Annotated in this window: 25 protein-coding genes; 19 read left to right on the top strand and 6 right to left on the bottom strand. The window is 69.6% G+C overall.

Annotated elements, in window-relative coordinates; all coding sequences use genetic code 11:
• Positions 1-4 precede the first annotated feature (4 nt).
• The 13 genes from L3Q65_RS46165 to L3Q65_RS46225 are packed head-to-tail and all read left to right on the top strand — an operon-like array spanning position 5 to position 8490.
• Positions 5-745 carry a hypothetical protein gene (locus tag L3Q65_RS46165; protein ID WP_237598492.1) on the top strand — a complete coding sequence of 247 codons (741 nt, stop codon included), beginning with the start codon at positions 5-7 and terminating at the stop codon, positions 743-745.
• A gap of 3 nt (positions 746-748) precedes the next feature.
• Entirely contained in the window at positions 749-2164 is a 1416-nt protein-coding gene (locus L3Q65_RS46170) for a hypothetical protein (protein ID WP_237598493.1), read from the top strand.
• A 12-nt stretch (positions 2165-2176) separates the two neighbouring features.
• The gene (locus tag L3Q65_RS46175; RefSeq protein WP_237598494.1) at positions 2177-3289 is read left to right on the top strand and encodes a DUF5047 domain-containing protein; all 1113 of its coding nucleotides are present in this window, start codon (positions 2177-2179) and stop codon (positions 3287-3289) included.
• An 8-nt stretch (positions 3290-3297) separates the two neighbouring features.
• Positions 3298-3522 carry a hypothetical protein gene (locus L3Q65_RS46180; RefSeq protein WP_237598495.1) on the top strand — a complete coding sequence of 75 codons (225 nt, stop codon included), beginning with the start codon at positions 3298-3300 and terminating at the stop codon, positions 3520-3522.
• Positions 3523-3565: 43 nt separating this feature from the next.
• A complete protein-coding gene (locus tag L3Q65_RS46185) occupies positions 3566-3964 on the top strand; it encodes a hypothetical protein (RefSeq protein ID WP_237598496.1) in 399 nt (132 codons plus the stop codon).
• Positions 3945-4775 carry a hypothetical protein gene (locus L3Q65_RS46190; protein ID WP_237598497.1) on the top strand — a complete coding sequence of 277 codons (831 nt, stop codon included), beginning with the start codon at positions 3945-3947 and terminating at the stop codon, positions 4773-4775. Before L3Q65_RS46185 ends, L3Q65_RS46190 begins: the two co-directional genes overlap by 20 nt.
• Before the next feature lie 2 nt (positions 4776-4777).
• Entirely contained in the window at positions 4778-5644 is an 867-nt protein-coding gene (locus tag L3Q65_RS46195) for an N-acetylmuramoyl-L-alanine amidase (protein WP_237598498.1), read from the top strand.
• Positions 5641-5916, top strand: coding sequence for a hypothetical protein (locus tag L3Q65_RS46200; protein ID WP_237598499.1), 276 nt, complete (start codon positions 5641-5643; stop codon positions 5914-5916). The genes L3Q65_RS46195 and L3Q65_RS46200 overlap by 4 nt, the downstream gene beginning before the upstream one ends.
• 2 nt (positions 5917-5918) lie before the next feature.
• Entirely contained in the window at positions 5919-6188 is a 270-nt protein-coding gene (locus L3Q65_RS46205) for a hypothetical protein (protein WP_237598500.1), read from the top strand.
• Position 6189: 1 nt separating this feature from the next.
• Entirely contained in the window at positions 6190-6588 is a 399-nt protein-coding gene (locus L3Q65_RS46210) for a hypothetical protein (protein WP_237598501.1), read from the top strand.
• A 3-nt stretch (positions 6589-6591) separates the two neighbouring features.
• Positions 6592-7839: a LamG domain-containing protein gene (locus L3Q65_RS46215; protein ID WP_237598502.1), complete on the top strand. Its 1248-nt coding sequence runs from the start codon at positions 6592-6594 to the stop codon at positions 7837-7839.
• Positions 7836-8135: a hypothetical protein gene (locus L3Q65_RS46220; RefSeq protein WP_237598503.1), complete on the top strand. Its 300-nt coding sequence runs from the start codon at positions 7836-7838 to the stop codon at positions 8133-8135. The genes L3Q65_RS46215 and L3Q65_RS46220 overlap by 4 nt, the downstream gene beginning before the upstream one ends.
• Positions 8136-8148: 13 nt before the next feature.
• Complete coding sequence (locus L3Q65_RS46225) at positions 8149-8490, top strand: hypothetical protein (protein WP_237598504.1); 342 nt, start codon at positions 8149-8151, stop codon at positions 8488-8490.
• A 90-nt stretch (positions 8491-8580) separates the two neighbouring features.
• Here the strand turns inward: L3Q65_RS46225 and L3Q65_RS46230 are convergent, their stop codons facing one another.
• From L3Q65_RS46230 to L3Q65_RS46250, 5 genes are all read right to left on the bottom strand, one after another.
• Complete coding sequence (locus L3Q65_RS46230; protein WP_237598505.1) at positions 8581-8967, bottom strand: hypothetical protein; 387 nt, start codon at positions 8965-8967, stop codon at positions 8581-8583.
• Between the two features lie 1001 nt (positions 8968-9968).
• Positions 9969-10133: a hypothetical protein gene (locus tag L3Q65_RS46235; protein WP_182891104.1), complete on the bottom strand. Its 165-nt coding sequence runs from the start codon at positions 10131-10133 to the stop codon at positions 9969-9971.
• A gap of 5 nt (positions 10134-10138) precedes the next feature.
• Complete coding sequence (locus L3Q65_RS46240; RefSeq protein WP_237598506.1) at positions 10139-10426, bottom strand: hypothetical protein; 288 nt, start codon at positions 10424-10426, stop codon at positions 10139-10141.
• Positions 10423-10665: a hypothetical protein gene (locus L3Q65_RS46245; protein WP_237598507.1), complete on the bottom strand. Its 243-nt coding sequence runs from the start codon at positions 10663-10665 to the stop codon at positions 10423-10425. Before L3Q65_RS46245 ends, L3Q65_RS46240 begins: the two co-directional genes overlap by 4 nt.
• 63 nt (positions 10666-10728) lie before the next feature.
• The gene (locus L3Q65_RS46250) at positions 10729-11886 is read right to left on the bottom strand and encodes a helix-turn-helix domain-containing protein (RefSeq protein ID WP_237598508.1); all 1158 of its coding nucleotides are present in this window, start codon (positions 11884-11886) and stop codon (positions 10729-10731) included.
• Between the two features lie 224 nt (positions 11887-12110).
• On the opposite strand from L3Q65_RS46250, the gene L3Q65_RS46255 reads away from it, so the two are divergent.
• From L3Q65_RS46255 to L3Q65_RS46280, 6 genes are all read left to right on the top strand, one after another.
• The gene (locus L3Q65_RS46255) at positions 12111-12326 is read left to right on the top strand and encodes a YraN family protein (protein WP_237598509.1); all 216 of its coding nucleotides are present in this window, start codon (positions 12111-12113) and stop codon (positions 12324-12326) included.
• Positions 12326-13837 (top strand): YifB family Mg chelatase-like AAA ATPase, encoded by a 1512-nt coding sequence (locus tag L3Q65_RS46260; RefSeq protein WP_237598510.1) that lies wholly within the window; start codon positions 12326-12328, stop codon positions 13835-13837. Before L3Q65_RS46255 ends, L3Q65_RS46260 begins: the two co-directional genes overlap by 1 nt.
• A gap of 395 nt (positions 13838-14232) precedes the next feature.
• Positions 14233-14448, top strand: coding sequence for a hypothetical protein (locus L3Q65_RS46265; protein ID WP_182895652.1), 216 nt, complete (start codon positions 14233-14235; stop codon positions 14446-14448).
• On the top strand, positions 14445-15617 hold the full coding sequence (gene dprA / locus L3Q65_RS46270; protein WP_182895653.1) for a DNA-processing protein DprA: 1173 nt from the start codon (positions 14445-14447) through the stop codon (positions 15615-15617). Before L3Q65_RS46265 ends, dprA begins: the two co-directional genes overlap by 4 nt.
• 51 nt (positions 15618-15668) lie before the next feature.
• Positions 15669-16688: a tyrosine recombinase XerC gene (locus L3Q65_RS46275; protein WP_237598511.1), complete on the top strand. Its 1020-nt coding sequence runs from the start codon at positions 15669-15671 to the stop codon at positions 16686-16688.
• A complete protein-coding gene (locus L3Q65_RS46280) occupies positions 16663-17646 on the top strand; it encodes a FliA/WhiG family RNA polymerase sigma factor (protein WP_182895654.1) in 984 nt (327 codons plus the stop codon). The genes L3Q65_RS46275 and L3Q65_RS46280 overlap by 26 nt, the downstream gene beginning before the upstream one ends.
• 159 nt (positions 17647-17805) lie before the next feature.
• On the opposite strand, the gene L3Q65_RS46285 is transcribed toward L3Q65_RS46280, so the two are convergent.
• Positions 17806-18321, bottom strand: coding sequence for a murein hydrolase activator EnvC (locus L3Q65_RS46285; protein WP_370648246.1), 516 nt, complete (start codon positions 18319-18321; stop codon positions 17806-17808).
• Positions 18322-19197 lie beyond the last annotated feature (876 nt).

The following is a 19197-nucleotide window of genomic DNA, read 5'->3' on the forward strand; positions in this document are numbered from 1 at the left end:
ACAGGTGGCTTTCGAGCAGCGTGCCACGAAGGACTATTTCTCGACTTCGCTCTTGTCCGCGGCGACGGTGTCGAGTTCGACGTTGCAGTCGGTGGATTTCGTCGGTCTGGACACCGACTACGGCACCAACGGCAAGTATTTGCCGCTGGTGCTGCACGACGACACGCTCGGCGCGTACGAGGTCGTGTGGGTGACTGCCCACACTTCGGCGTCGAACACGGTGACGGTGACGCGCGGCATGGAGGGCACGACCGCGCAGGCGTGGGGTGCCGGTACTCGGGTCGAAGCGGCGCCGACGTCGTATGACGCGGTGCTGGCGCGGCTGGCGTCGTCGATGCCCTCGGATTCGCCGATCGGCGGCCGGGTGATGCGCGGCGACAAGAAAGACGTCGCCGAGCGTGCCAACGGCCTGTGGGCGCCGAGCGTCGGGGTCGCGTTCGCGGCGGACGCGGGTCCGCGGCGCAGCGGGACGATCCCGGACGGGTCGGCGGTCCTGCTGCGCGGCGGCCACAAGGTCGGCACGACGACCACGAACGGCCTGATCACCGTCGCGCACCAGACCCCGTTCCCGAACGCGACGATCGCCACGGCTCTCGGCGTGGTGAGCACGGGGGTTCCGGCGGTGGCGGTGGTGTCGTCGGAGACCGCGACCGGGGTGACGATCGGGTTCTACGCGATCTCGGGCGGCGCCAACGTCGGCAGCGGTGTGGCGGTGGCATTCCAGTACATCTCGATGGGGTTCTGACCCATGGCGTGGGCTCGCGGCGCGCGGGCGCGCGAGGCGTGGGCCGCCCGCGGGAGCGGCTCGTCGGTGCCGCCGGGCCAGCAGAGCGCGCCGCCGCCGATCCCGGGCGGAACGCCGACCTGGATCTACACCCCGAACCGCACGCTTGCCCGCGGTATGCGCGGGTGGGCCGGTCGCCTGTCGCCGATCTCGTACCCGGGCGGCGGCATCAGCATCCGGCCGGTACCGGACCGGGGCGTCATGGAGGTCACCGCGTGGTGGCCGGACGCCGATTTCCTGAGCTTGGTGCGGCTGCGCATGGACGGCACGCTCGAACCGGTCCGCGGTGGCAGCCCGATCACCGTCGCCGGTGTGACGCGGAGGAACTACTGCCAAAACCCGTCGTTCGAGGCGGGCCTCAACGGCGTGCTGGCGGATCTCGGCACGCCGACGCTGGCGCAGGTGACCGACGGCACCGCGACCCAAGGGAAGTCGTACCTGCGCGCCACAATCGCATCGGCCGGATCGTGCGGCGTGGTGGTCCCGAACGCCCTTCCGCCCGGGATCGACCTCACGATCGCGTTCGACGTGCGGCTGTCCGCGGTCGCATCCGGGTTCACGGTCCAGGCACAGTGGGTCGACTCCGGCGGGCTGCCGCTCACGACCTCGACAGCGTCGCTCAGCAGCAACGACATCAACCGCAGCGTCGGGCAGTTCGCGCGTCAGGTCGTGCGGTTGACGACACCGGCCGCGGGCGTCTCGGCGACGATCAAACTGGTCGCCGCGGGGCTCCCGGCCAGTGGATCGGTGAGCCTCGACGGCATCACCATCGAACGCCGGGTCACCGACGGCTCCTACTTCGACGGCGCTACCTACGGTGCGACGTGGCTCGGCGTGCCGGACCTGTCGTCGGCAGCGCTCGCTCCGCTGTGCGTCATCCAGGACGGCGAATGCCCGGTCGACGAACCGGTCCGGTACGTGCTAGTGAACCCGTCCCGCAAGGGCGGGTCGATGACGTCGGGCGGCGCGACGCTGGAGTCGCTGGGCCGGGTGTGGCTCACACACCCGAAGACCCCGTCCGCGCCAATGGAAATCTTCTGCTCGAAGCGCCCGCTGCGCGGCAAGAAGGCCGGGCGGACGGTGTTCCAGGCGATCGACGATCCGCTCGCGATCACCGTGTCGCAGCGGCGGCGCTCCGGATGGGTGTCCACTGAGGACATTCAGATGTGGACGTTCGACGAGCAGTCGACCGCCGCCTTGTGGGCCTTCCTCGACGACAACTGGCCGCTCTTCCTTCGGGCGCCGGCCGACCACAACTGGGGGCCGGGTGTCTGGTTGTCCCTGGACGACGCCAACGAGGATCCGGATGGCGCGGCGGACTGGCAAAAGTACCTGAAGATCAGTGCGTCGTGGGTGCAGGTCGCGGCCCCGGCGGTGTGAAAGGCGGTCGCGGTGTGGGATCTGAGTGACCGGGCGAGGGACATCCTCGGCACGAGCCACACTGTGGACGTTAAAGCCGTCGTGCAGTCCCCGTATTTCGGGACGCGCACGGTTCCGGTGCTCGACGGCGAAGTGAACGTCGACTCGGGCAGCCAAGTCCGGCGCACAGCGACGCTCGTCACCGACCCGGGACTGTGGCCGGTCTCCCCGAGGGAACTGCTCACGCCGTTCGGATCGACCTGCGCGCTCTGGCGCGGCATCGTCATCCCGGAACAGCCCGAACCGGAATGGATCCCGCTGGGCGTCTTCTACCTCAACAAGACGAAACGCGCCCGGTCGTCCGACAGCCGCAGCGCGGCGACCATCGACCTGGTCGACCCTTCGCAGTGGGTCGCGGACGACCGGTTCGCCGCACCGACGCAAACTGCTGCGGGCGCGACATACATTGCCGGGATCAAACAGCTGATCTGGGGAACGCTCGGCCAGGACTACCCGGTCATCGACTACACCGGCAACACCGACATTGCGCCGGTGATGGACATCGAGAAGGAACGCTGGGGCGACGGGATCGAGAAGCTCGCCGACGCCATCGGCGCGGAGGTGTTCTTCGACCAGATCGGGCAGGTCATCGTCCGTCCGCTGCCGACACTCGGCGACGCCCCGGTCTGGTACGCGCGCACTGGGTCCGGCGGGAACGTTCTCACCACCGACGAGGAATGGGACCGCGACAACGTCTGGAACCGGTGGGTGATCAACGGCGAGCGATCCGACGGATCCTTGCCCGTCCGCGAAATCGTCTCCGATGACGACGAGAACAGCCCGACCTATGTCGGCGGGCCGTTCGGGGCCAGAACCCGGTTCTACAGTTCACCGGCGATCACCTCGACCGGGCAGGCGATCGCCGCGGGCCGGGCGTTCCTCGCCAGAACCACTGGTCTTGCCTGCAAAGTCGACTTCAGCATCGTGGTGAACCCGGCGCTCACGGCGGGCGACGTCATCGAACTCGACGACGCGGAACTCGGGCGCGCGAACCACATCATCGACAAGCTCACGATCCCGCTCACCGCCTCGGGAGCGTTGACCTGCTCGACGCGGTCCGACCTCCTGCTGCCCGCCGAATCCTAGGAGGCCCCGTGCGGATGATAGACGTCCTGTGGCAACGGCTGGAGGAACTCGTTGCCTCCCAGAGGAAACAAGGCATAGTCGCAGGGATCTCCGGCACGAAAGTCATCGTCGCCGTCGATGACGCGATCATGACGCTCCCGCGGTACAAGCACTACACCCCGACGGTCAACGACGTCGTCGACATTGACGCCAGCCGCCGAGGGGCATGGATAGTGATCGGCACGCCTGCGTGACACGGCAGCCAGATCGAGGTGATGCCGAGTACGAGGGGGTCACGTGCTGTTCGCTGCCGACGAGGTCGACCCGAGCGCCGGGCCGCCGTGGCTCGCAATCCTGCTCGGCGTTCTCACCCTGATCGGTGTTCTGGTCACCGCCTATTCGCCGGTTCTGGTCGAACGGATCAAGCAGCGACGCGCCAAAGAACCGGCAACACCCGATTCAGCGGCCACGCTTCCGGCTGCGCCGGCGGCAGTGCGCCGGACCGACCAGGCGCTCGATCTCGTCAGCGACGCGATGGCGGATGCGCGGCGCGAGCGCGACGAGGCGCAGGACGACAACCGCCGCCTGCTGAAGGCGAACGCGAAGCTCGTGCAGGAGAACGCAGCCCTGAAGGGGCTGGTCTACCGGCTCGATCCGATGTGGAACGGGGAGATCCGTGGACGATCACCGCACTGACGATGCGCTCGGCCAGGTCCGGGAGGGCGTGCACCAGCTCGCCGAGACGGCGCCGACCGTCGCGCGCGCCGAGGCTCGTGCCGAGGTGCGGCGATGGTTCCCGCGGATCGTGATCGCCGCGGCGGTCGTCGCCGCGCTGGTCGTCGCCGGTGTCGGGTACGCGATCACCGACCTGTATTTCCGCAGCGCAGCGACGGACGCGGCGGTAACCACGCTTCGCCAGCAGGCTGACGCGGCGAAGAAAGCCGGGGACAAGGCGAACGGGGAGCTGCAGGCGCGCGGGCAGGAGCCGGTGCCGATCCCGACGCCCGGCACGGTGCCGGACACGAACGTGATCGCGCAGTCCGCGACGGCGCAGGTGCTGGCGTCGCTGGCCGGCCAGTACGTGCCGTACACCGCGCTGGGTCCAGCGATCGCCCGGTACTTCGCGGCGAACCCGGTCACCGCGGCGGGCCCGACACCAGAGGAAATGTTCACCTCGCTTGCCGCGTATCTGGCAGCGAATCCGCTGCCGTCCGGTCCGGAGGGGAAGGCGGGCGCAGACGGGGCGAACGGCAAGGACGGCGCGGCGGGCAAGGACGGCGCGCCGGGGAAAGACGGTCACACGCCGACAGCCGACGAGATCCAAGCGATCTTCTCCGACTACTTGCACCAGCATCCGGAAGCGTTGTGCCCCAACGGCGGGAGCTTCGCGCAGATCCGGGTTCAGCTGGCGGACGGCGGCGCGGCCGACACCTGGCAGTGCGTTGTCGCGACCTACCCCGCGCCCAGCAAGACACCGACCACAACGCCCACCCCGCCCGGAGGATGACCATGTACCTGACTTCGCTCGCCACGATCGCCCGCTCCGCCGGGCTCAAGGTCGTCGAGCAGCCCGGCTGGCAAACCCGCGGCCACGGCCAGATGGCGGGCGTGCAGTGCATCGTCTGCCACCACACCGCCACCCCAGCCACAGCACCCGGGAACTACCCGAGCCTCGGCATCGTGACCAACGGGCGCAGCGACCTTCCCGGGCCGTTGTGCAACTACGGTCTCGGCCGCGACGGCACCGTGTACGTAGTCGCCGCGGGCGTCGCCTGGCACGCCGGCGCGGTGCTGCAGTCGTGGCAGCAGAACCAGAACTCGATCGGCATCGAGGCCGAGAGCGACGGCGGGAGCGCGTGGCCGGAGGTTCAGCTCGACGCCTACGCCCGCCTGTGTCGCGCTCTGTGCGCCGCGTTCGGGCTGCCGGTCTCGAGGGTGCTCGGCCACAAAGAGGTCTGCTCCCCGCACGGCCGCAAGAACGACCCGAACTTCGACATGAGCCAGTTCCGCGCCCGTGTCGCCGTCAGCAACGACAACACCACCACGACCGGAGGTTTCCTCATGGCACTGTCCGAAGCGGACCAGAAGTTCATCCTGGACAAGGTCCATGACATCGACGCGACCCTCGGCGCGGTCTACGTGGCCACGGGCGGGAAGCAGACATTCGGCCCGGCATTCGTCGAGCTGAAGCAGCGCGTCGACTGGCTGTACTCGGTGCTGGCGAACACGCCGGACCTCAACAAGGACGGCAAGCAGGGCGACGTGTCGCTGGTGAACTGGCGGCAGTGGCAGGCCGACCAGGAAGCCAAGCAGACGGCCGCGCTCGACGAGATCCGCGCGCAGCTCGCGGATCTGACCAAGAAGCTCGGCGCATGATCGGCCAGCACGCCGACGCGGGCGGCAGCACCGAACCGGTCGCGATCGCCGAGGCTGTGCGGGCGCTGCTCGTCGCGGTCGTCGCCACCGGCTGGGTCGTCATCCCCGACAGCACGGTCAACATCGTCGTGTCTGTGATCGGGTTCGCGGGCTCGATCGTCTCGACGATCCTGGCCCGCCGCAAGGTCGTGCCGGTCTCGAAACTCGACCCGATCTACGCCGAGGACGTGCCCCGCACGCCGCCCGCGGCCGACGCCCCGAAGGAGGGCTGACCATGGTCGACCGCACCTGCCCGGGTTGCGCCATCAACGACGACCACCCGCGCCACCAGGCTGTCACCGAAGCCGGTGACATCGCTGCGTGGCACACCGATTGCCACGCGGCCAAGGGCTGCCCCGAGTGCACCATCGCTCGCCAGGGCGCGGAGAACCTGACCGGCGACGAGTACCGCGAACACCTCGTCGCCAACGGTGCCGCGATCAACGCAGCCATCCAGGAACTGCCGGAGAACGTTCGCAACGAAGTGTTCGGGAAGGTGAGCTGAGATGCCCAGCGGACTCAAAACGGCCGAGGCCGCACGCCTGATCAACGCCTCGATTCGTGGCACCGCCTACGTCGCGCCGACCGGTGCGTCCAAAGTGGAGCTGACTACGACCGCGCCGAGCGCCACCGCGAACGGAACGCCCGTCTCCGGCGGCTCGTACGCCGACCAGACGTACCCGACGTCCGGCGACACCGCGACCGGCTCGATCTCGAACAACTCTGCGATCAGCTTCGGTCCGATGCCGGCCGCGACGGTCGTCGGCGCGAACCTGAAGGACTCCGGCGGCACGCCGCGGTACAGCTGGTGGGGGACGCTCGGCACCAGCATCACCACGCTCGCCGGCGATCTGGTGACGTTCGCGCCCGGCGCGCTCACCTTCTCGCTGAACAACACGCCGTAGGCCATGGCGGCGCGTTCGGACGCGGCAACCGACCGCGTCAGCCTCAGCTCCGCGCCGTCGCCGACCGCATGGACCATCGGCGGCTGGGCACAGATCGTCAGCGCGGCGGCGTCGAGCTTCAACCCCAGCATCCGGCTCCACAGCGGATCAGGCGGCAACACCGCCTGGATCCTCGGATTCAAAGGCAGCAACGGCCGCAACGTCGCTGTCTACAGCGCCAGCAACCCGTCCGGTCTCATCGGCGCCGAGATCGCCCTCAACACCTGGGTGTACATCGCCGCGACCCTCGGAGCAGCGGGGGCGTGCAGCTTCTACTACGGCACGACACCCGGGTCGCTGACGAAGATCACCGGCACCGTAGCGTCCGGCGTGACACCGGACGGGCTCACGTTCTTCGGCCGGTCGCCGTCCGACGGCTCCGAGTGGCTGAACGGGGCGCTGGCCTACTGGCGGATCTGGACGGCGGTGCTCACCGACGCCGAGATCGCGGCGGAAAGCCAGAGCGCCACCCCCGTCCGGACCGGTGCGTGGGCGTCCTGGGACTTCGCGGCGGCCGCGCTCACCGACGGATCCGGCAACAGCAGGACGCTGGCCGCGGGCACCACTCCGCTGGCCGCCGATACCGACCCGCCGCTCGGCGGCACCCAGAACGCCACCCTCACGGCCACGGCGACCGCACAGGCATCCGTCGGAGCGTTCACCACACGCCCCGCGGCGCTGACTGCGGCCGCCGTCGCGCAAACCAGCCTAACCCCGGCCAGCCAACGGCAAGCCAGCATGACCGTCGCCGCCACCTCGCGCGCCGACCTCAGCCCATTCGCCAACCGGGCACCCGCGCTCGACGTCGCCGCGATGGCGCAAGTCGGCGCGTCCGCGTACCGGACCACCGCCAGCACCCTCAACGCGGTCGCCCTCGCCGAGGTCGACGCGATCGCCGCCGCCGATCGGACAACCCTGCTCGACGTCGCCGCCGCCGCGGCGGCGGACCTGGCACCACACACCGACCGGGCCGCGGCGCTCGACGCCGCGGCCACCGCCGGGTTCACTGCCGCACCCGAACACGACGTGCAGGCGCTGCTCGCCGCGGCCGCCACAGCCGCGATGACCGCGCAGACACAATCCGGCCGCGACCGCGACATCACCGTCGCCGCCGCGCTCGTCGGCAGCCGCATCACCGTCGAACTGCTCACCACGAGCTGGATCACCGTCACCGAACCGCCGCCGGCGTGGCACGTCCAGGAGGTCGGATGAAAAGGCAGGACCGGCTCAGCCGCGAGTACGTCCGCGCGAAAGTCGCCGCCACGCTGGAGGACGGCACGCCCGTCGACCCCGCGACATTGCAGATCGAACTCGCGGTCGTCCTCGAGGGGACGCGGCCCGCGGCGGGGGATTGGCGGTCCGCTGTCTCGCTCGGCAGCGGGGTCTTCGGTGTGCTCGTCGGCCCCGGCGCCGTCGAGCTCGCGCCGGCGGATTACGAGACCTGGCATCGCATCACTGACACCACCGAACAGCCCGTCGCGCCGTTCGGGAAGCTGCGCATCACCTGACCTGGGAGGAACCGTGACCGCTCTCGGCGACCACGCCGCCTACGAACTCGACTACCAGGGCATCGTCGACCCCGACCGGGCCCGCATCATCGCGATCGTCGGAAACTTCGCGGACTACACCGATCCGGCCGCGCGCGCCGCGGCGCTTCAGCAGGTGCAGACGCTGCTGCAGTTCAAGCCGCTGAGCCCGCTCACCAGCGAACCGGCTCAGTGGATTGACCAGTCCTCGCTTTCGGGCGAGCGCCAGCTGTGGCAGTCCAAGCGTGACCCGGATGCCTGGTCGCACGACGGCGGCGCGACGTACTACATGCAGTCGCAGAGCAACGCGATCTACCAGTCGGAAACCGTCCCATAACCCCGCCTGCCCGGTCCTCCGGCCGGGCGACGAGAAAGCCCCCGCGCTCCCGCCTCACGGCGGTCGAGCGCGGGGGCTTTTCGCGTGCCGTCACTTCCGCGAACAGACGTTGCGCTCCATCGAGTCGACGATCCGGTCTGCCTTGTTGCGATCCCCGACATTCACCATGGTGTAGCTGACAACCTCGTCGCGCGTCATGTGCTTGAGGTTGTCGCACGCGGCGTCGGTAGCACGCTTCGAGGAAGGCAGCAGTTGCTGGATGTCTTCCTTGGACGCAGTCGACCCGGGGAAGATGATCGATGCTGTGTCCCGCGCGACGGCCTCGTAATCGGGGGCGGCTTTCGCTGCCGGCTGGCTGGGCTCTTTGCTGGACGTCAGCAGGAGAGCAACGAGCGTCCCGACGAGGGCTAGCACCCCGAGCGTGATGCCGATGATCCAGATGGTTCCGGTGGAGGTGCTGACCGTGCTGGTTGCCATCGGGGTGTCTCCTGTGGGCCGCGCCGCTATCCGTGTCCGGTTTGTACTCGCAACGATCACCTCTGGTGTTACAAGGCGACGGGTCACCGATAAACGCAGGTGTCTCGACCGAGGTGCTCGCCGCCCGGCCCGCAGTCCGGCCAGGGTTCGCGGAAGACGGTCAGCGCCAAGACCAGGATCCCCGCAATGATCAGTAGGACGGGGACGCCCCATCGCAAGGCCCACCGCCGCATGCAGGCTGGGTCTTCGCACTGAGGGCTCGCGCCCTCCCATTCGGTCGACCCGTGCGGACACGTCGGCCTGAACCAGCCCGTGTGACGGGTCTCTCCGAGGTACAGCGACGGCGGCATGTCCGCCTCGCGTCGATGGGTGGTCACAGGCCGCAATGGCAGGGTGCGCCGCAGGTGCGGCAGACCGTACGGCGGCCGTTCTTCTCGATGCAGGTGCACGGGTGATCAAAGCTGGGCGCAGCACCGAGCAACCTCTTAAGCATGCGGGTCATCGTAGCTGTTCCTCTCTGTGCGATTGGATCAGATAACTCCGGCGGCAGTCTTGGCGCTACCGCCAGTAGCGCGACCTTTGGTACCTGGTCGCCTCGCAACGTCGGGGGAAGCGAGGCGACCAGGTGCTAGGTGGGCCGGTGACCGAGGAGTGCGGTCACCGGCCCTTCCCCGCGGATCCATTCGCGGGGCTCACCAGTCGGCGTCGCGCCGCCCTTTGCCCTAAGCGGCACCGCGACTGGGAGATGGATGGACGGCGGCCCTCCCGGAAAGAAGGGAAAAGAGGAGGGCCGCCGCCCGCGCGCCCCGTCCCGTGGGGCGCACCCGGATACCGCAGCGGTGTCGGGGGAGCCGTCGCAGCTACCGGGGTGATCCGGGTGGCCGGTGGCCGCTCCGCGCTTGAGCAGCCACCGGCCTGCGCGCTCTCGGGAAAGAGCGCACCCCAGCACGACGACGGCCCAGGAACAGACCAAGGTGGGAGGCCGGTGTCGTGCTGGGAGTTCATCGACGGCCCATGTGCGAGCCGGGAGCAGTGACCCCGTGGCGCGGATACTTTTGGTTGATGTAGTGGACCCACGCGTCCACGCTCGCGTCCGGACCCGGTTCGACGGGTTCGGGTTTCTGCTCCGTCGTCTCGGGAGCGACGGTCTCGGGTGTTTCGTCCATCGCGATCACCAGGCCCGCTTCCGCGGTGCCGGGGGTCCGTCGGAGAAGCAGGGCCGGCAGTCGTTGGTCCGGTCGCGGTCGTCGCCGAGTTCAGGTGACAGTTCGTCGAGGAAGCACGTGCGCTGCGGTATCGCGACACCCCTCGTGCACTTCGGCCAGGCCGCAGCCTGCCCCGACGTGAACTGGCCGCGCTCGAACCGGTGGTTCCGGCCGTCCTTCTCCCACCGGTGCACGGCATCGGTCACTGCGGCAACGTCCTCGGCGGGCAGCTCGCCGCACATCATGCCCATCACGACGGCCTCCGGCCTGTTTTCCTGGCCTGGTCGTCGAACGACGCGTGCAAGTTGTTGATCAAACGCATTCTGTCCGCAACAGGGATAATCGCGCTGGGCCCGGCGGCAACCTGGCTGTCGATCGCGATCGCCACAACGAGATCGCCTTGGACGGTCGTGGTGAGTCCGGTGGTGATCCTGACGGTCCTGCCCGTCGAGTCAACCGTCTTGACGCTGCGCTCCTTGTTCCATCCCCGCATGCCGGGAGACGCTAGAAGCCGCTGGTCAAGGCTTGTGCACTAGAAGTGCACAAGGCCCGTTCGTCACCCGACCGGTGCAATGCCCATGCGCCAGGCAAGCCCGCGTAGCTCCCGGCCACCCGCGTCTCGCCGCGCGCGCCGTAGCTGGTTGGACACGGCTTCGCGCACGAACACGTCGTTGCGGATCCGCTGCGGAGCGAGCTTCTCCGCGTTGAGCAGCGCGGTCATACCCTTGTCCCGGGTGCCTGGGTCGTCCAACAGGGACCTGCCGAGATCGGCCCAGAACTCTGCCTTGCGGCTCGGCGAGGGAATCAACTCCGGGTGTACGCCGCGCGCCAGTTCGGCCACCTTCGGGCCGTCGCCGAACTCTGTCGCCAGGGAGACTCGCCAGATCCCGACGTTGGCACGGCCGAACCAGAGCCGCGCGAAGCTTCCCACCTCGTCGTCGAGCCGTTGCGCGACCGCATTCGCCTCGTCCAGGTGGGTGGCGGCGGTGTCGCGGTCGGACTGCGCGGCCGACGCGAGCGCGGCGGACAGCTGCAACATGCCGTACGCCTGGATCACGTCGGGTTCATCGAGGTGCGGCACAAGCGAGTCTGCGGTCCGGACGCTGCGGTTGTACTGCTGCTTGCGACTCAGCTGGCCTGTGGCGTCGCCGCGCAGCCACGCTGCGAACCCGGTCCAGGCTGGCTCGCCGAGTTCATCGGCCGCCTCCTGGGCGAGTCTCGCGGCGATGGCAGGCAGCCCGCGCCCCCCGAGCCGCTTCGTCGTCCAGGTCGCCGACGCGTACGCCCGCACCAGCGCGCGCAAAATGTGCACCCGGTTGCTGGGGTCACGCACGTACGCGGCGTGCAGCTCCGGCAGCAGCAACGGCAGCAGGTTGCCTTGCCCGGCGTAGTCGGAGTGGACGTGCATCAGGTCGATCAGTTGGGTGACGTCCGAGGCGATCTCCGGCCAAGGGCGCATCTCGACACCGGGGTCGTGGCCGAGTTCGTACGCTTCCAGGGCTGTCTCAACCTCGTGCAGCGAGGCATGCGCGTCGCTGCTGACCGGATCGACCGGCGCCCAAGGCTGCCCGGTCAGCTCTGTGGGCGAGACCCGCAACGCCATCGCCAGAGCCTCGAGGACACGGCGGTTGTTGACCGGCTTGTCGCCGCGCTCCAGTTGCCCCAGGTAGCTGAACGAAATCCCGGCCAAGTCGGCGGCGGTGCGCAAGTCCATCTGCCGCCACGAGCGGATCTCCCGGATCCGACGGCCGAGGTCACTGGAATCGGACATGGTGAACCTCGCTTCGCGGAGTAGCCCCTTCGCGTGGCCCCGGGAGCTACCCGGGGCCGTCCCTCCGCGAAGAGGTGCAGTCGTCAGCGTACCGTCTACTTTCCCCTCGGGCGGCGGCCGAGACCCAGTTGCGCAACATATGCAGTTCGCCAACCGAACGGGACCGGGTGATCTTCTGCGAAGTCAAAACCCGCTCCAGCACCGAGTACGGCACCCCGGCCGAATCCGTCACGCCAGACAAGATCGACCGCGTCCACCGAGCCGCCATGCGCTGGCTCAAGGAACACCGGGTCGGCTGGTGCCGCATCCGCTATGACGTCGTGACTGTCTACGCTCCCGACGGCGAAGAGCCCGTCGTCCGGCACCTGATAGGTGCTTTCTGATGCCGCACGCCAAAACCTGGTCCGTCGCATTGCTCGGCATCGAAGGCCGGGTAGTGGAAATCGAAGCCGACCTAGGCGGCGGCCTGAGCCGAGTAACCCTGGTCGGCCTGCCCGACGCCGGCCTCCGCGAGGCGAAAGACCGAGTCCGCTCCGCAGTCCGCAACTCCGGCCAATCCTGGCCGGACGGCAAGATCACGCTGGCCCTCTCCCCAGCCAACCTGCCCAAAATGGGCTCGGGCTACGACCTGGGCATCGCCGCCGCCGTCCTGGCGGCCATCGGCGCCGTTCCAGCCAGGAAACTCCTGCACACGATCCTCCTTGGCGAACTGGCCTTGGACGGCCGAATCCGCCCGGTACGCGGCGTCCTTCCCGGCCTGCTGGCCGCCAAAGCCGCAGGCCACGAACGCGCCGTAGTGCCCACTGAGTCGTTGGTCGAAGCCGCTCTGGTGGACGGCCTGGAAGTCTCCGGAGTAACCCGTCTGGCCGAACTGATCGCCTGGCTCAAAGACGAAGCCGACCTGGAACTCCCCACCGCTCCGATGGGTGCCGCCCCCGCGGAAGTCCCCGACCTGGCCGACGTAGTAGGCCAGCCAGAAGCCAGATGGGCCCTGGAAGTCGCCGCAGCAGGCGGCCACCACCTCCTGCTCGCCGGCCCGCCCGGCGTCGGCAAAAGCATGCTGGCCAGACGCCTCCCCGGCCTGCTGCCGGATCTCTCTCCAGCCGAGTCCCTGGAAGTAACCGCCATCCACTCGGTAGACGGCTCCCTGTCCAAGTCGTCGCCCCTGGTGACAGTCCCGCCTTTCGTCGCCCCACACCACTCGATCAGCCCCCCGGCCCTCATCGGCGGCGGCACCGGCCTGGCCGCTCCCGGCGCCATCAGCCGGGCCCACCGAGGTGTGCTTTTCCTGGACGAGGCCTGCGAATTCGGCAACCAACGCCTCGACTCGCTCCGCACCGTCATGGAGGAAGGCGAAGTCCGCATCGCCCGCGCGAAGGGCGTCGTCCGCTATCCCGCCCAGTTCCAACTGGTCCTGGCCACCAACCCCTGTCCCTGCGCGCCACCCCGGGAAACCGACTGCACCTGCTCAGTAACCACTCGCCGCCGCTACCTGTCGCGCCTCTCCGGCCCTCTCCTGGACCGAGTAGACCTCCGCGTCCGCCTACGCCCCCTGACCGCGATCTCCGCCCACCAATCCACCACCCCCGAACCGTCCTCGACCGTCCGAGCCCGAGTACTAGCCGCCCGCGACCGAGCCAAACACCGCTGGCACGAACACGGCTGGCAATCCAACACCGAAGTCCCTGGCCCCGTCCTGCGCCGAGACTTCGCCCTGCCGCCACCCGCCACCGCAGTCCTGGACCGAGCCCTCGACCGGGGTTTGCTGACCGCCCGGGGAGCCGACAGATGCCTGCGCATCGCCTGGACTTTGGCCGATCTGGCAGCCCTGCCCCAACCCGACGCCGACCACGTCACCGCAGCCCTGGACTTCCGGGAACGCAAAACCGGCTGACCGACCCCGCGCGCCGAATCCACGGCAACTCCAGCCCCGGACGGACGGACGGTCCGTCCCGACCGGATCAGCTCGAAGCCGTTCGCGATGCCCTCGCCGCCGGAGGCTCACGCCGACGCGGGCGAGCGCATCCTGCCCGGTGCCGTCAGGCCGATGCCCACGTGGCGGACGTCATCGGAACCGCGCCGCTGAGCGTCGCCTCGGCGGACGGCCCGACCGCGGCGGTTCTGATGCCTGCTCAGCCGTGCACCGAGACCGTCAGACCGACGGCCACGCGCGCTGTGCCTGCAGCGAGCCCGAAACCTGCCCGCCCCAGCCCGCTGGAGCCCGACCAGATGTCCCAACCCGGCCAGGCAAACCCGCCCGTCCGGAACCTCCGACGAAAGGAAAGCACCATGTCCGACCGAGCCGTCCCGTCCTCGTCCCAGCGCACCCGGCACCGCAGGCCGAAGACGCCGCAGCACAAGATCGTCCGGCATCTGCATCCGGTCCGGCGCCGGGAAATCCGCCCCGAACACGATCCGGTCCGGGTCCGAGAACGGTTGGCGCTGCACCGCCACCTCGCCGTCGTCCGCTCCGAAAACCCTGGTGGCCGAAGAGGTGCGGCGTGAGCGTGGCCGTCGAGGACACCACAGCGGCGACCGACTCCGAACGGCTCGCCCGCGCGTATCTGCTCGGCGTCGCTGAACCACCGGCGCCGCACCTGCTGGAGTTCGTCGGCGAACACGGCCCGGTCAAGGCCGCGGAACGGGTCCGGGCGGGGGACTGTCCTGAGAAGGTTTTCCGCGAAACGGCCGCACGGCGGGAATCCACGGTCGCGGAACGAGATCTTGAGGAGGCCGCCAAAGCCGGTGCCCGGCTCGTGGTTCCCGAAGACCACGAATGGCCCGCGTGGCCGCTGCTGTCGCTGGCGGTAGCAGCCGGAAACGGCGTGAAGCACGTGGCGGCGCCGCTCGGACTCTGGGTGCGCGGCGACGCGAGCCTGGCCGAAGTCGCGGACCGTGCGGTGGCGGTCGTCGGCGCGCGGATGGCCACGGACTACGGCCTGCACAACGCCCTCGAGATCGGCCACGCCTTGGCGATCCGCCAAGTACCGGTCTTCTCCGGTGCCGCGCTGGGCATCGACGCCGCCGCCCATCGAGGTGCGCTCAGTGGCGGCGGAGTCACTGTCGCGCTGCTCGGTTGCGCAGTTGACTATTCCTATCCCGTGGGGAACAGCGGCTTGTTGGACCGCATCGTCGGCGAGGGCGGCGCGATCGTCAGCGAGTACGCGCCGAAGACGCCGCCCGCGCGCCATCGATTTCTGGTGCGCAACCGCCTTATCGCAGGCCTTACCGACGGCACAGTCGTTGTGGAGGCCGGGATCCGCAGCGGTGCGCGCAACACCGCCACGATCGCGGGCGCGCTCGGCAAGGTCGTGATGGCGTTGCCGGGATCAGTGCATTCGGGCAGTTCAGCCGGTTGCCACGCGCTGATCCGGGACTGCAAGGCCACATTGGTCACGTCAGTTGACGAGGTGCTCGAGACCGTGGGCCGGTTCGGCGCCGCGGCTCCGGCCGTTGAGCCACATCGGCGGCCCACGGACAATCTCGGTCCGGAGGCGTCACGGGTCTACGACGCGCTGCTTCCCCGGGCCGGCCGGGCTCCGGAGGAGGTCGCGGAAAGCGCTGGAGTGCCCGTTTCCCGAGTTCGTGCCTTGTTGCCCGCACTGGAAATCGACGGCTTCGCGGTGCGCGGCGAGACCGGCTGGCGGCAGATCGTCCGAACGGCCAACCGATGATGGGCGTGGCGATGCTTGACCAATGGCGATGGTTCGCGCAGCGTAATCGCCATGCCGTCAGCGAGTGCACGCAAGGACGCGGTCACGCGTCCCGGTGGACACCGGAAACGCCCGCCACGACCCGATCTTCGTGCACTTCGCGCCGAATTGCCGGAGTCCGCCGAGTCGGTGGTCGCCGGTTACGAACGGCATCTGTCGTTGGAGCGTGGGCTGTCGCCGCACACCGTGCGCGCGTACGTCGGCGACGTCGTCTCGCTGTTGGCGTTCGTGACCGCGGGGGAGGGCGACCGTCCCGCGCGGCGCTTTGAGGACTTGGACGTCACGCAGCTGCGGGCGTGGCTCGCGGGGCAGCGCTCGGATGGCGCCGGGCGCACCACCCTCGCGCGCCGCGCCGCGGCCGCGCGCACCTTCACGGCTTGGGCGCACCGCACCGGTTTGCTGAAGTCGGACCCGGGCGGTCGGCTGGCCGCGCCGCGCACGCACCGGACCTTGCCCGGAGTGCTCCGTGCCGAACAGGCCGACGCGCTCATGGACGCCTCCGCGAAAGGGGCAGCCGAACGGGATCCGGTCGCTCTGCGTGACCGCGCGTTGGTCGAATTGCTGTACGCAACCGGCATTCGGGTGTCGGAGTTGTGCGGACTGGACGTCGGCAGTGTGGACTTTTCCCGCCGCGTGGTTTCGGTGGTGGGCAAGGGAGACAAGGAGCGGACAGTTCCGTTCGGCGTCCCGGCGGCCGAGGCGCTGACCGCGTGGCTGGAGGACGGACGGCCCGCGCTGGCTGGGGAAACGCCGTTGACGGCGCTTTTCCTGGGCGTTCGCGGCAAGCGCCTCGACCCGCGCGCGGCGCGCCGCGTGGTGCACGAGGCGGTGGCCGCGGTGCCGGGCGCAACGGACATGGGGCCGCACGGGCTAAGGCATTCCGCCGCGACGCATCTGCTCGAAGGAGGTGCCGATCTCAGGAGCGTTCAGGAACTGCTTGGTCACGCTACGCTGGCCACGACCCAGCTCTACACTCATGTGACCGTCGATCGGCTGAAGGCGATCCATGACCGAGCACACCCGCGGGCCTGAAGAGGCCGGCGGCGGCTCGGCCGGGGACGGCAGGGCCGAACCGCCGGCGCACGCGCATCCGCACGAGCACGGAGACCACACTGAGCAGCACGCCGAGAACGACCGTGCAATGACTTCCACGTCGCAGGTCACGGAAGCCGGGGCGGAACGCCCCGGCGTGCAGGACGCCGTCAACGGGGACGGTCGTCCTGTTCAGGACGTCGACGCGGGGATTCAGGCGCTGTGGCAGCAGTTCGCCGACAAACCGGACCAGACGTCGCGCGACCGGCTGGTGCTGCACTACGCACCGCTGGTGAAGTACGTCGCGGGCCGGGTCGGCACCGGTCTGCCGACACACGTAGACGTCGGCGACCTTGTGCAGTCAGGCATTTTCGGGCTGGTCGACGCGATCGAGAAGTTCGATCCGGAACGCGGCCTGCGCTTCGAGACGTACGCGATGCAACGCATCCGGGGCGCCATCCTGGACGACCTCCGCTCCCAGGACTGGGTACCGCGCGCGGTGCGCAGCAAGGCGAAGGAAACGGCCCGCGCGCTGGAGCGCCTCGGCGCCCGCCTGCACCGAACCCCGACCGACGCCGAACTCGCCGGCGAAATGGGCATCAGCCTCGACGATCTGCGCGACTTTTACGGCCAGCTCCGCCTCACCAGCGTGGTGGCGCTGGAAGACCTGGTCGCCGCGGGCAAAGACGCCGGCTCGCTGGTCGACACCCTCCCCGACGACGGCGCGGTCGACCCGGTGGCCGTCCTCGTGGACCAGGACAACCGCCGTCAGCTCGCCGAAGCCATCGCGCAGCTGACCGACCGGGACAAGATCGTCGTCAGCCTCTACTACTTCGAAAGCCTGACCCTGGCGGAAATCGGCAAGGTCCTCGGCGTCACGGAATCCCGCGTGAGCCAGTTGCACACCCGCGCGGTGATGCGGCTGCGCGCCAAGCTGATGGAGCAACCCAGCGGCTGAACCCCGGATCCGCACCCGGCGCAATGGCGACTGCCTTTGCCGCAACGCTGTCCGGTGCTCGCGTGCGTTCGGCGCGGGCCACGGTCGACGTGGCGGTGGTTTGAGCCTGGTGACCTCCTTCGGATCGATCGGCCGGCGAGAGGCGGGGCCTCCTTGGTGTCACGGGCCTTCTGCCCACGGCTTGAGGCGTACCCGGCTAGGGGTGCCGACCAAGGCGAGCGGGTCGATGTATTCCGTGCCGCGGCGGGCTCCCCAGTGCAGGCAGACGGCGGTCGGGCAGCCGGGATGGCCTGGGGCCGCGGTTCCCAGCGGCTGTCCGCGGTAGACCTGGTCTCCGGCGGCGACTGCCGGGGCGATCGGGAGGTAGGTCGTGTGGAGGCCGCCGTCGTGGTCTACGGCGACAACTCCCTGGCCTGCGACCTGACCGGCGAAGACCACCACTCCCCTGTCCGCGGCCAGTACTTGCTGTCCGGCGGCGGCTTCCAGGTCTACGCCTCGATGGCCTGGGCCGAACGGGGTCGCGGGCGGTTCGAAGTTGCGGGTGACGTGCGGGCGGGGCGTCAGAGGCCAGGCGAGGCGGCCGGGTTCTTCCGGAACGGGCTGGAGGGGCGCGGCGTCGGCTCGGGAGTGGAAGAGGGCGGCTGAGCCCGCCGACAGGGTCAAGACCGTCGCCAGGATCAGCCACGTTCGGGTGGTGCTTTTGCGGCTGAACGGCGGGAGATCGCCGCCTGCCCCGGCCAAGCGCAGGGGTGGATGCCCCCAGCTGAAATCGCAGGGCAGGGAGATCCGGATGCTCGGCAAGAGGGCCGCGGGTCTGGGGCGGGCAGGACGGAGGAGCCGACGGGAGACGAAGAGGGCGTAACGGTTGGCGGTGCCGGCGGCGGACGTCGCGCGGGCCCAGACGCGGCGGAGCGCGGTGCGGATTCTGGGCGGTCTGGCGGGTGGTCTGCGGTGACGGCCGCTTCGAGGGAGAGAACCCGTCCAGGTACCGGGCGGGACCGCGTCGTCCGGGCTCAGCAGGGCTGCGGCCGCAGGTGGGTGCTGGGTGAGCAGGGCGGCGGTCGCCAGGACTACTGGGTGAGCCGAATCCGGGGGAGACGGGACCGGCGAGGGACCGGCGTGGCTGCTCGCTTCTCTGTCCGGGCGAGGAACAGGGGAGGGCGTTGAACTGGCCCGGCTCGGTGTCGAGGGCGTGCGCAGCGGGGATGCGGTGCGGGAGCCGGTGGGGCCGGCCGCAGCGGCGACGATGGGCGAAGTGCCCGGTGTCGAGGGCGAATGCAGCGGGCGAGCCGCACGGGAATCGGCGGGGGAACCGGCAGCGGGCGAAGAACTCGGCGCCGAAGGCGCGCGCAACAAGGATGTCGCAGGAGAATCGGCAGTCCGGGAAGCAGCAGCGGCAACGGGAAAAGATCGCGTAGTGGTCATGTCCCCATCCTCGGCCACCGCCCGACCGGAACCCGCTGTTCAGCGGCAGTTGTCCACAGGCGGACGGGGTTGTGGACAACCCCGGGCCGGGCGAAGGCCGCCCGCAGGGGCGGGCCTGGTGGCAGG

Source organism: Amycolatopsis sp. FU40 (assembly GCF_021903635.1).
GTDB classification, from domain to species: Bacteria; Actinomycetota; Actinomycetes; order Mycobacteriales; family Pseudonocardiaceae; genus Amycolatopsis; species Amycolatopsis dendrobii.

Excerpts from the sequence above, each read along its gene's own strand:
- L3Q65_RS46170 (WP_237598493.1), top strand. The coding sequence starts at position 749 with ATGGCGTGGGCTCGCGGCGCGCGGGCGCGCGAGGCGTGGGCCGCCCGC.
- L3Q65_RS46195 (WP_237598498.1), top strand. The coding sequence starts at position 4,778 with ATGTACCTGACTTCGCTCGCCACGATCGCCCGCTCCGCCGGGCTCAAG.
- L3Q65_RS46200 (WP_237598499.1), top strand. The coding sequence starts at position 5,641 with ATGATCGGCCAGCACGCCGACGCGGGCGGCAGCACCGAACCGGTCGCG.
- L3Q65_RS46205 (WP_237598500.1), top strand. The coding sequence starts at position 5,919 with ATGGTCGACCGCACCTGCCCGGGTTGCGCCATCAACGACGACCACCCG.
- L3Q65_RS46210 (WP_237598501.1), top strand. The coding sequence starts at position 6,190 with ATGCCCAGCGGACTCAAAACGGCCGAGGCCGCACGCCTGATCAACGCC.
- L3Q65_RS46215 (WP_237598502.1), top strand. The coding sequence starts at position 6,592 with ATGGCGGCGCGTTCGGACGCGGCAACCGACCGCGTCAGCCTCAGCTCC.
- L3Q65_RS46220 (WP_237598503.1), top strand. The coding sequence starts at position 7,836 with ATGAAAAGGCAGGACCGGCTCAGCCGCGAGTACGTCCGCGCGAAAGTC.
- L3Q65_RS46230 (WP_237598505.1), bottom strand. The coding sequence starts at position 8,967 with ATGGCAACCAGCACGGTCAGCACCTCCACCGGAACCATCTGGATCATC.
- L3Q65_RS46235 (WP_182891104.1), bottom strand. The coding sequence starts at position 10,133 with ATGGACGAAACACCCGAGACCGTCGCTCCCGAGACGACGGAGCAGAAA.
- L3Q65_RS46245 (WP_237598507.1), bottom strand. The coding sequence starts at position 10,665 with ATGCGGGGATGGAACAAGGAGCGCAGCGTCAAGACGGTTGACTCGACG.
- L3Q65_RS46250 (WP_237598508.1), bottom strand. The coding sequence starts at position 11,886 with ATGGACTTGCGCACCGCCGCCGACTTGGCCGGGATTTCGTTCAGCTAC.
- L3Q65_RS46260 (WP_237598510.1), top strand. The coding sequence starts at position 12,326 with ATGCCGCACGCCAAAACCTGGTCCGTCGCATTGCTCGGCATCGAAGGC.
- L3Q65_RS46265 (WP_182895652.1), top strand. The coding sequence starts at position 14,233 with ATGTCCGACCGAGCCGTCCCGTCCTCGTCCCAGCGCACCCGGCACCGC.
- L3Q65_RS46275 (WP_237598511.1), top strand. The coding sequence starts at position 15,669 with ATGCCGTCAGCGAGTGCACGCAAGGACGCGGTCACGCGTCCCGGTGGA.
- L3Q65_RS46280 (WP_182895654.1), top strand. The coding sequence starts at position 16,663 with ATGACCGAGCACACCCGCGGGCCTGAAGAGGCCGGCGGCGGCTCGGCC.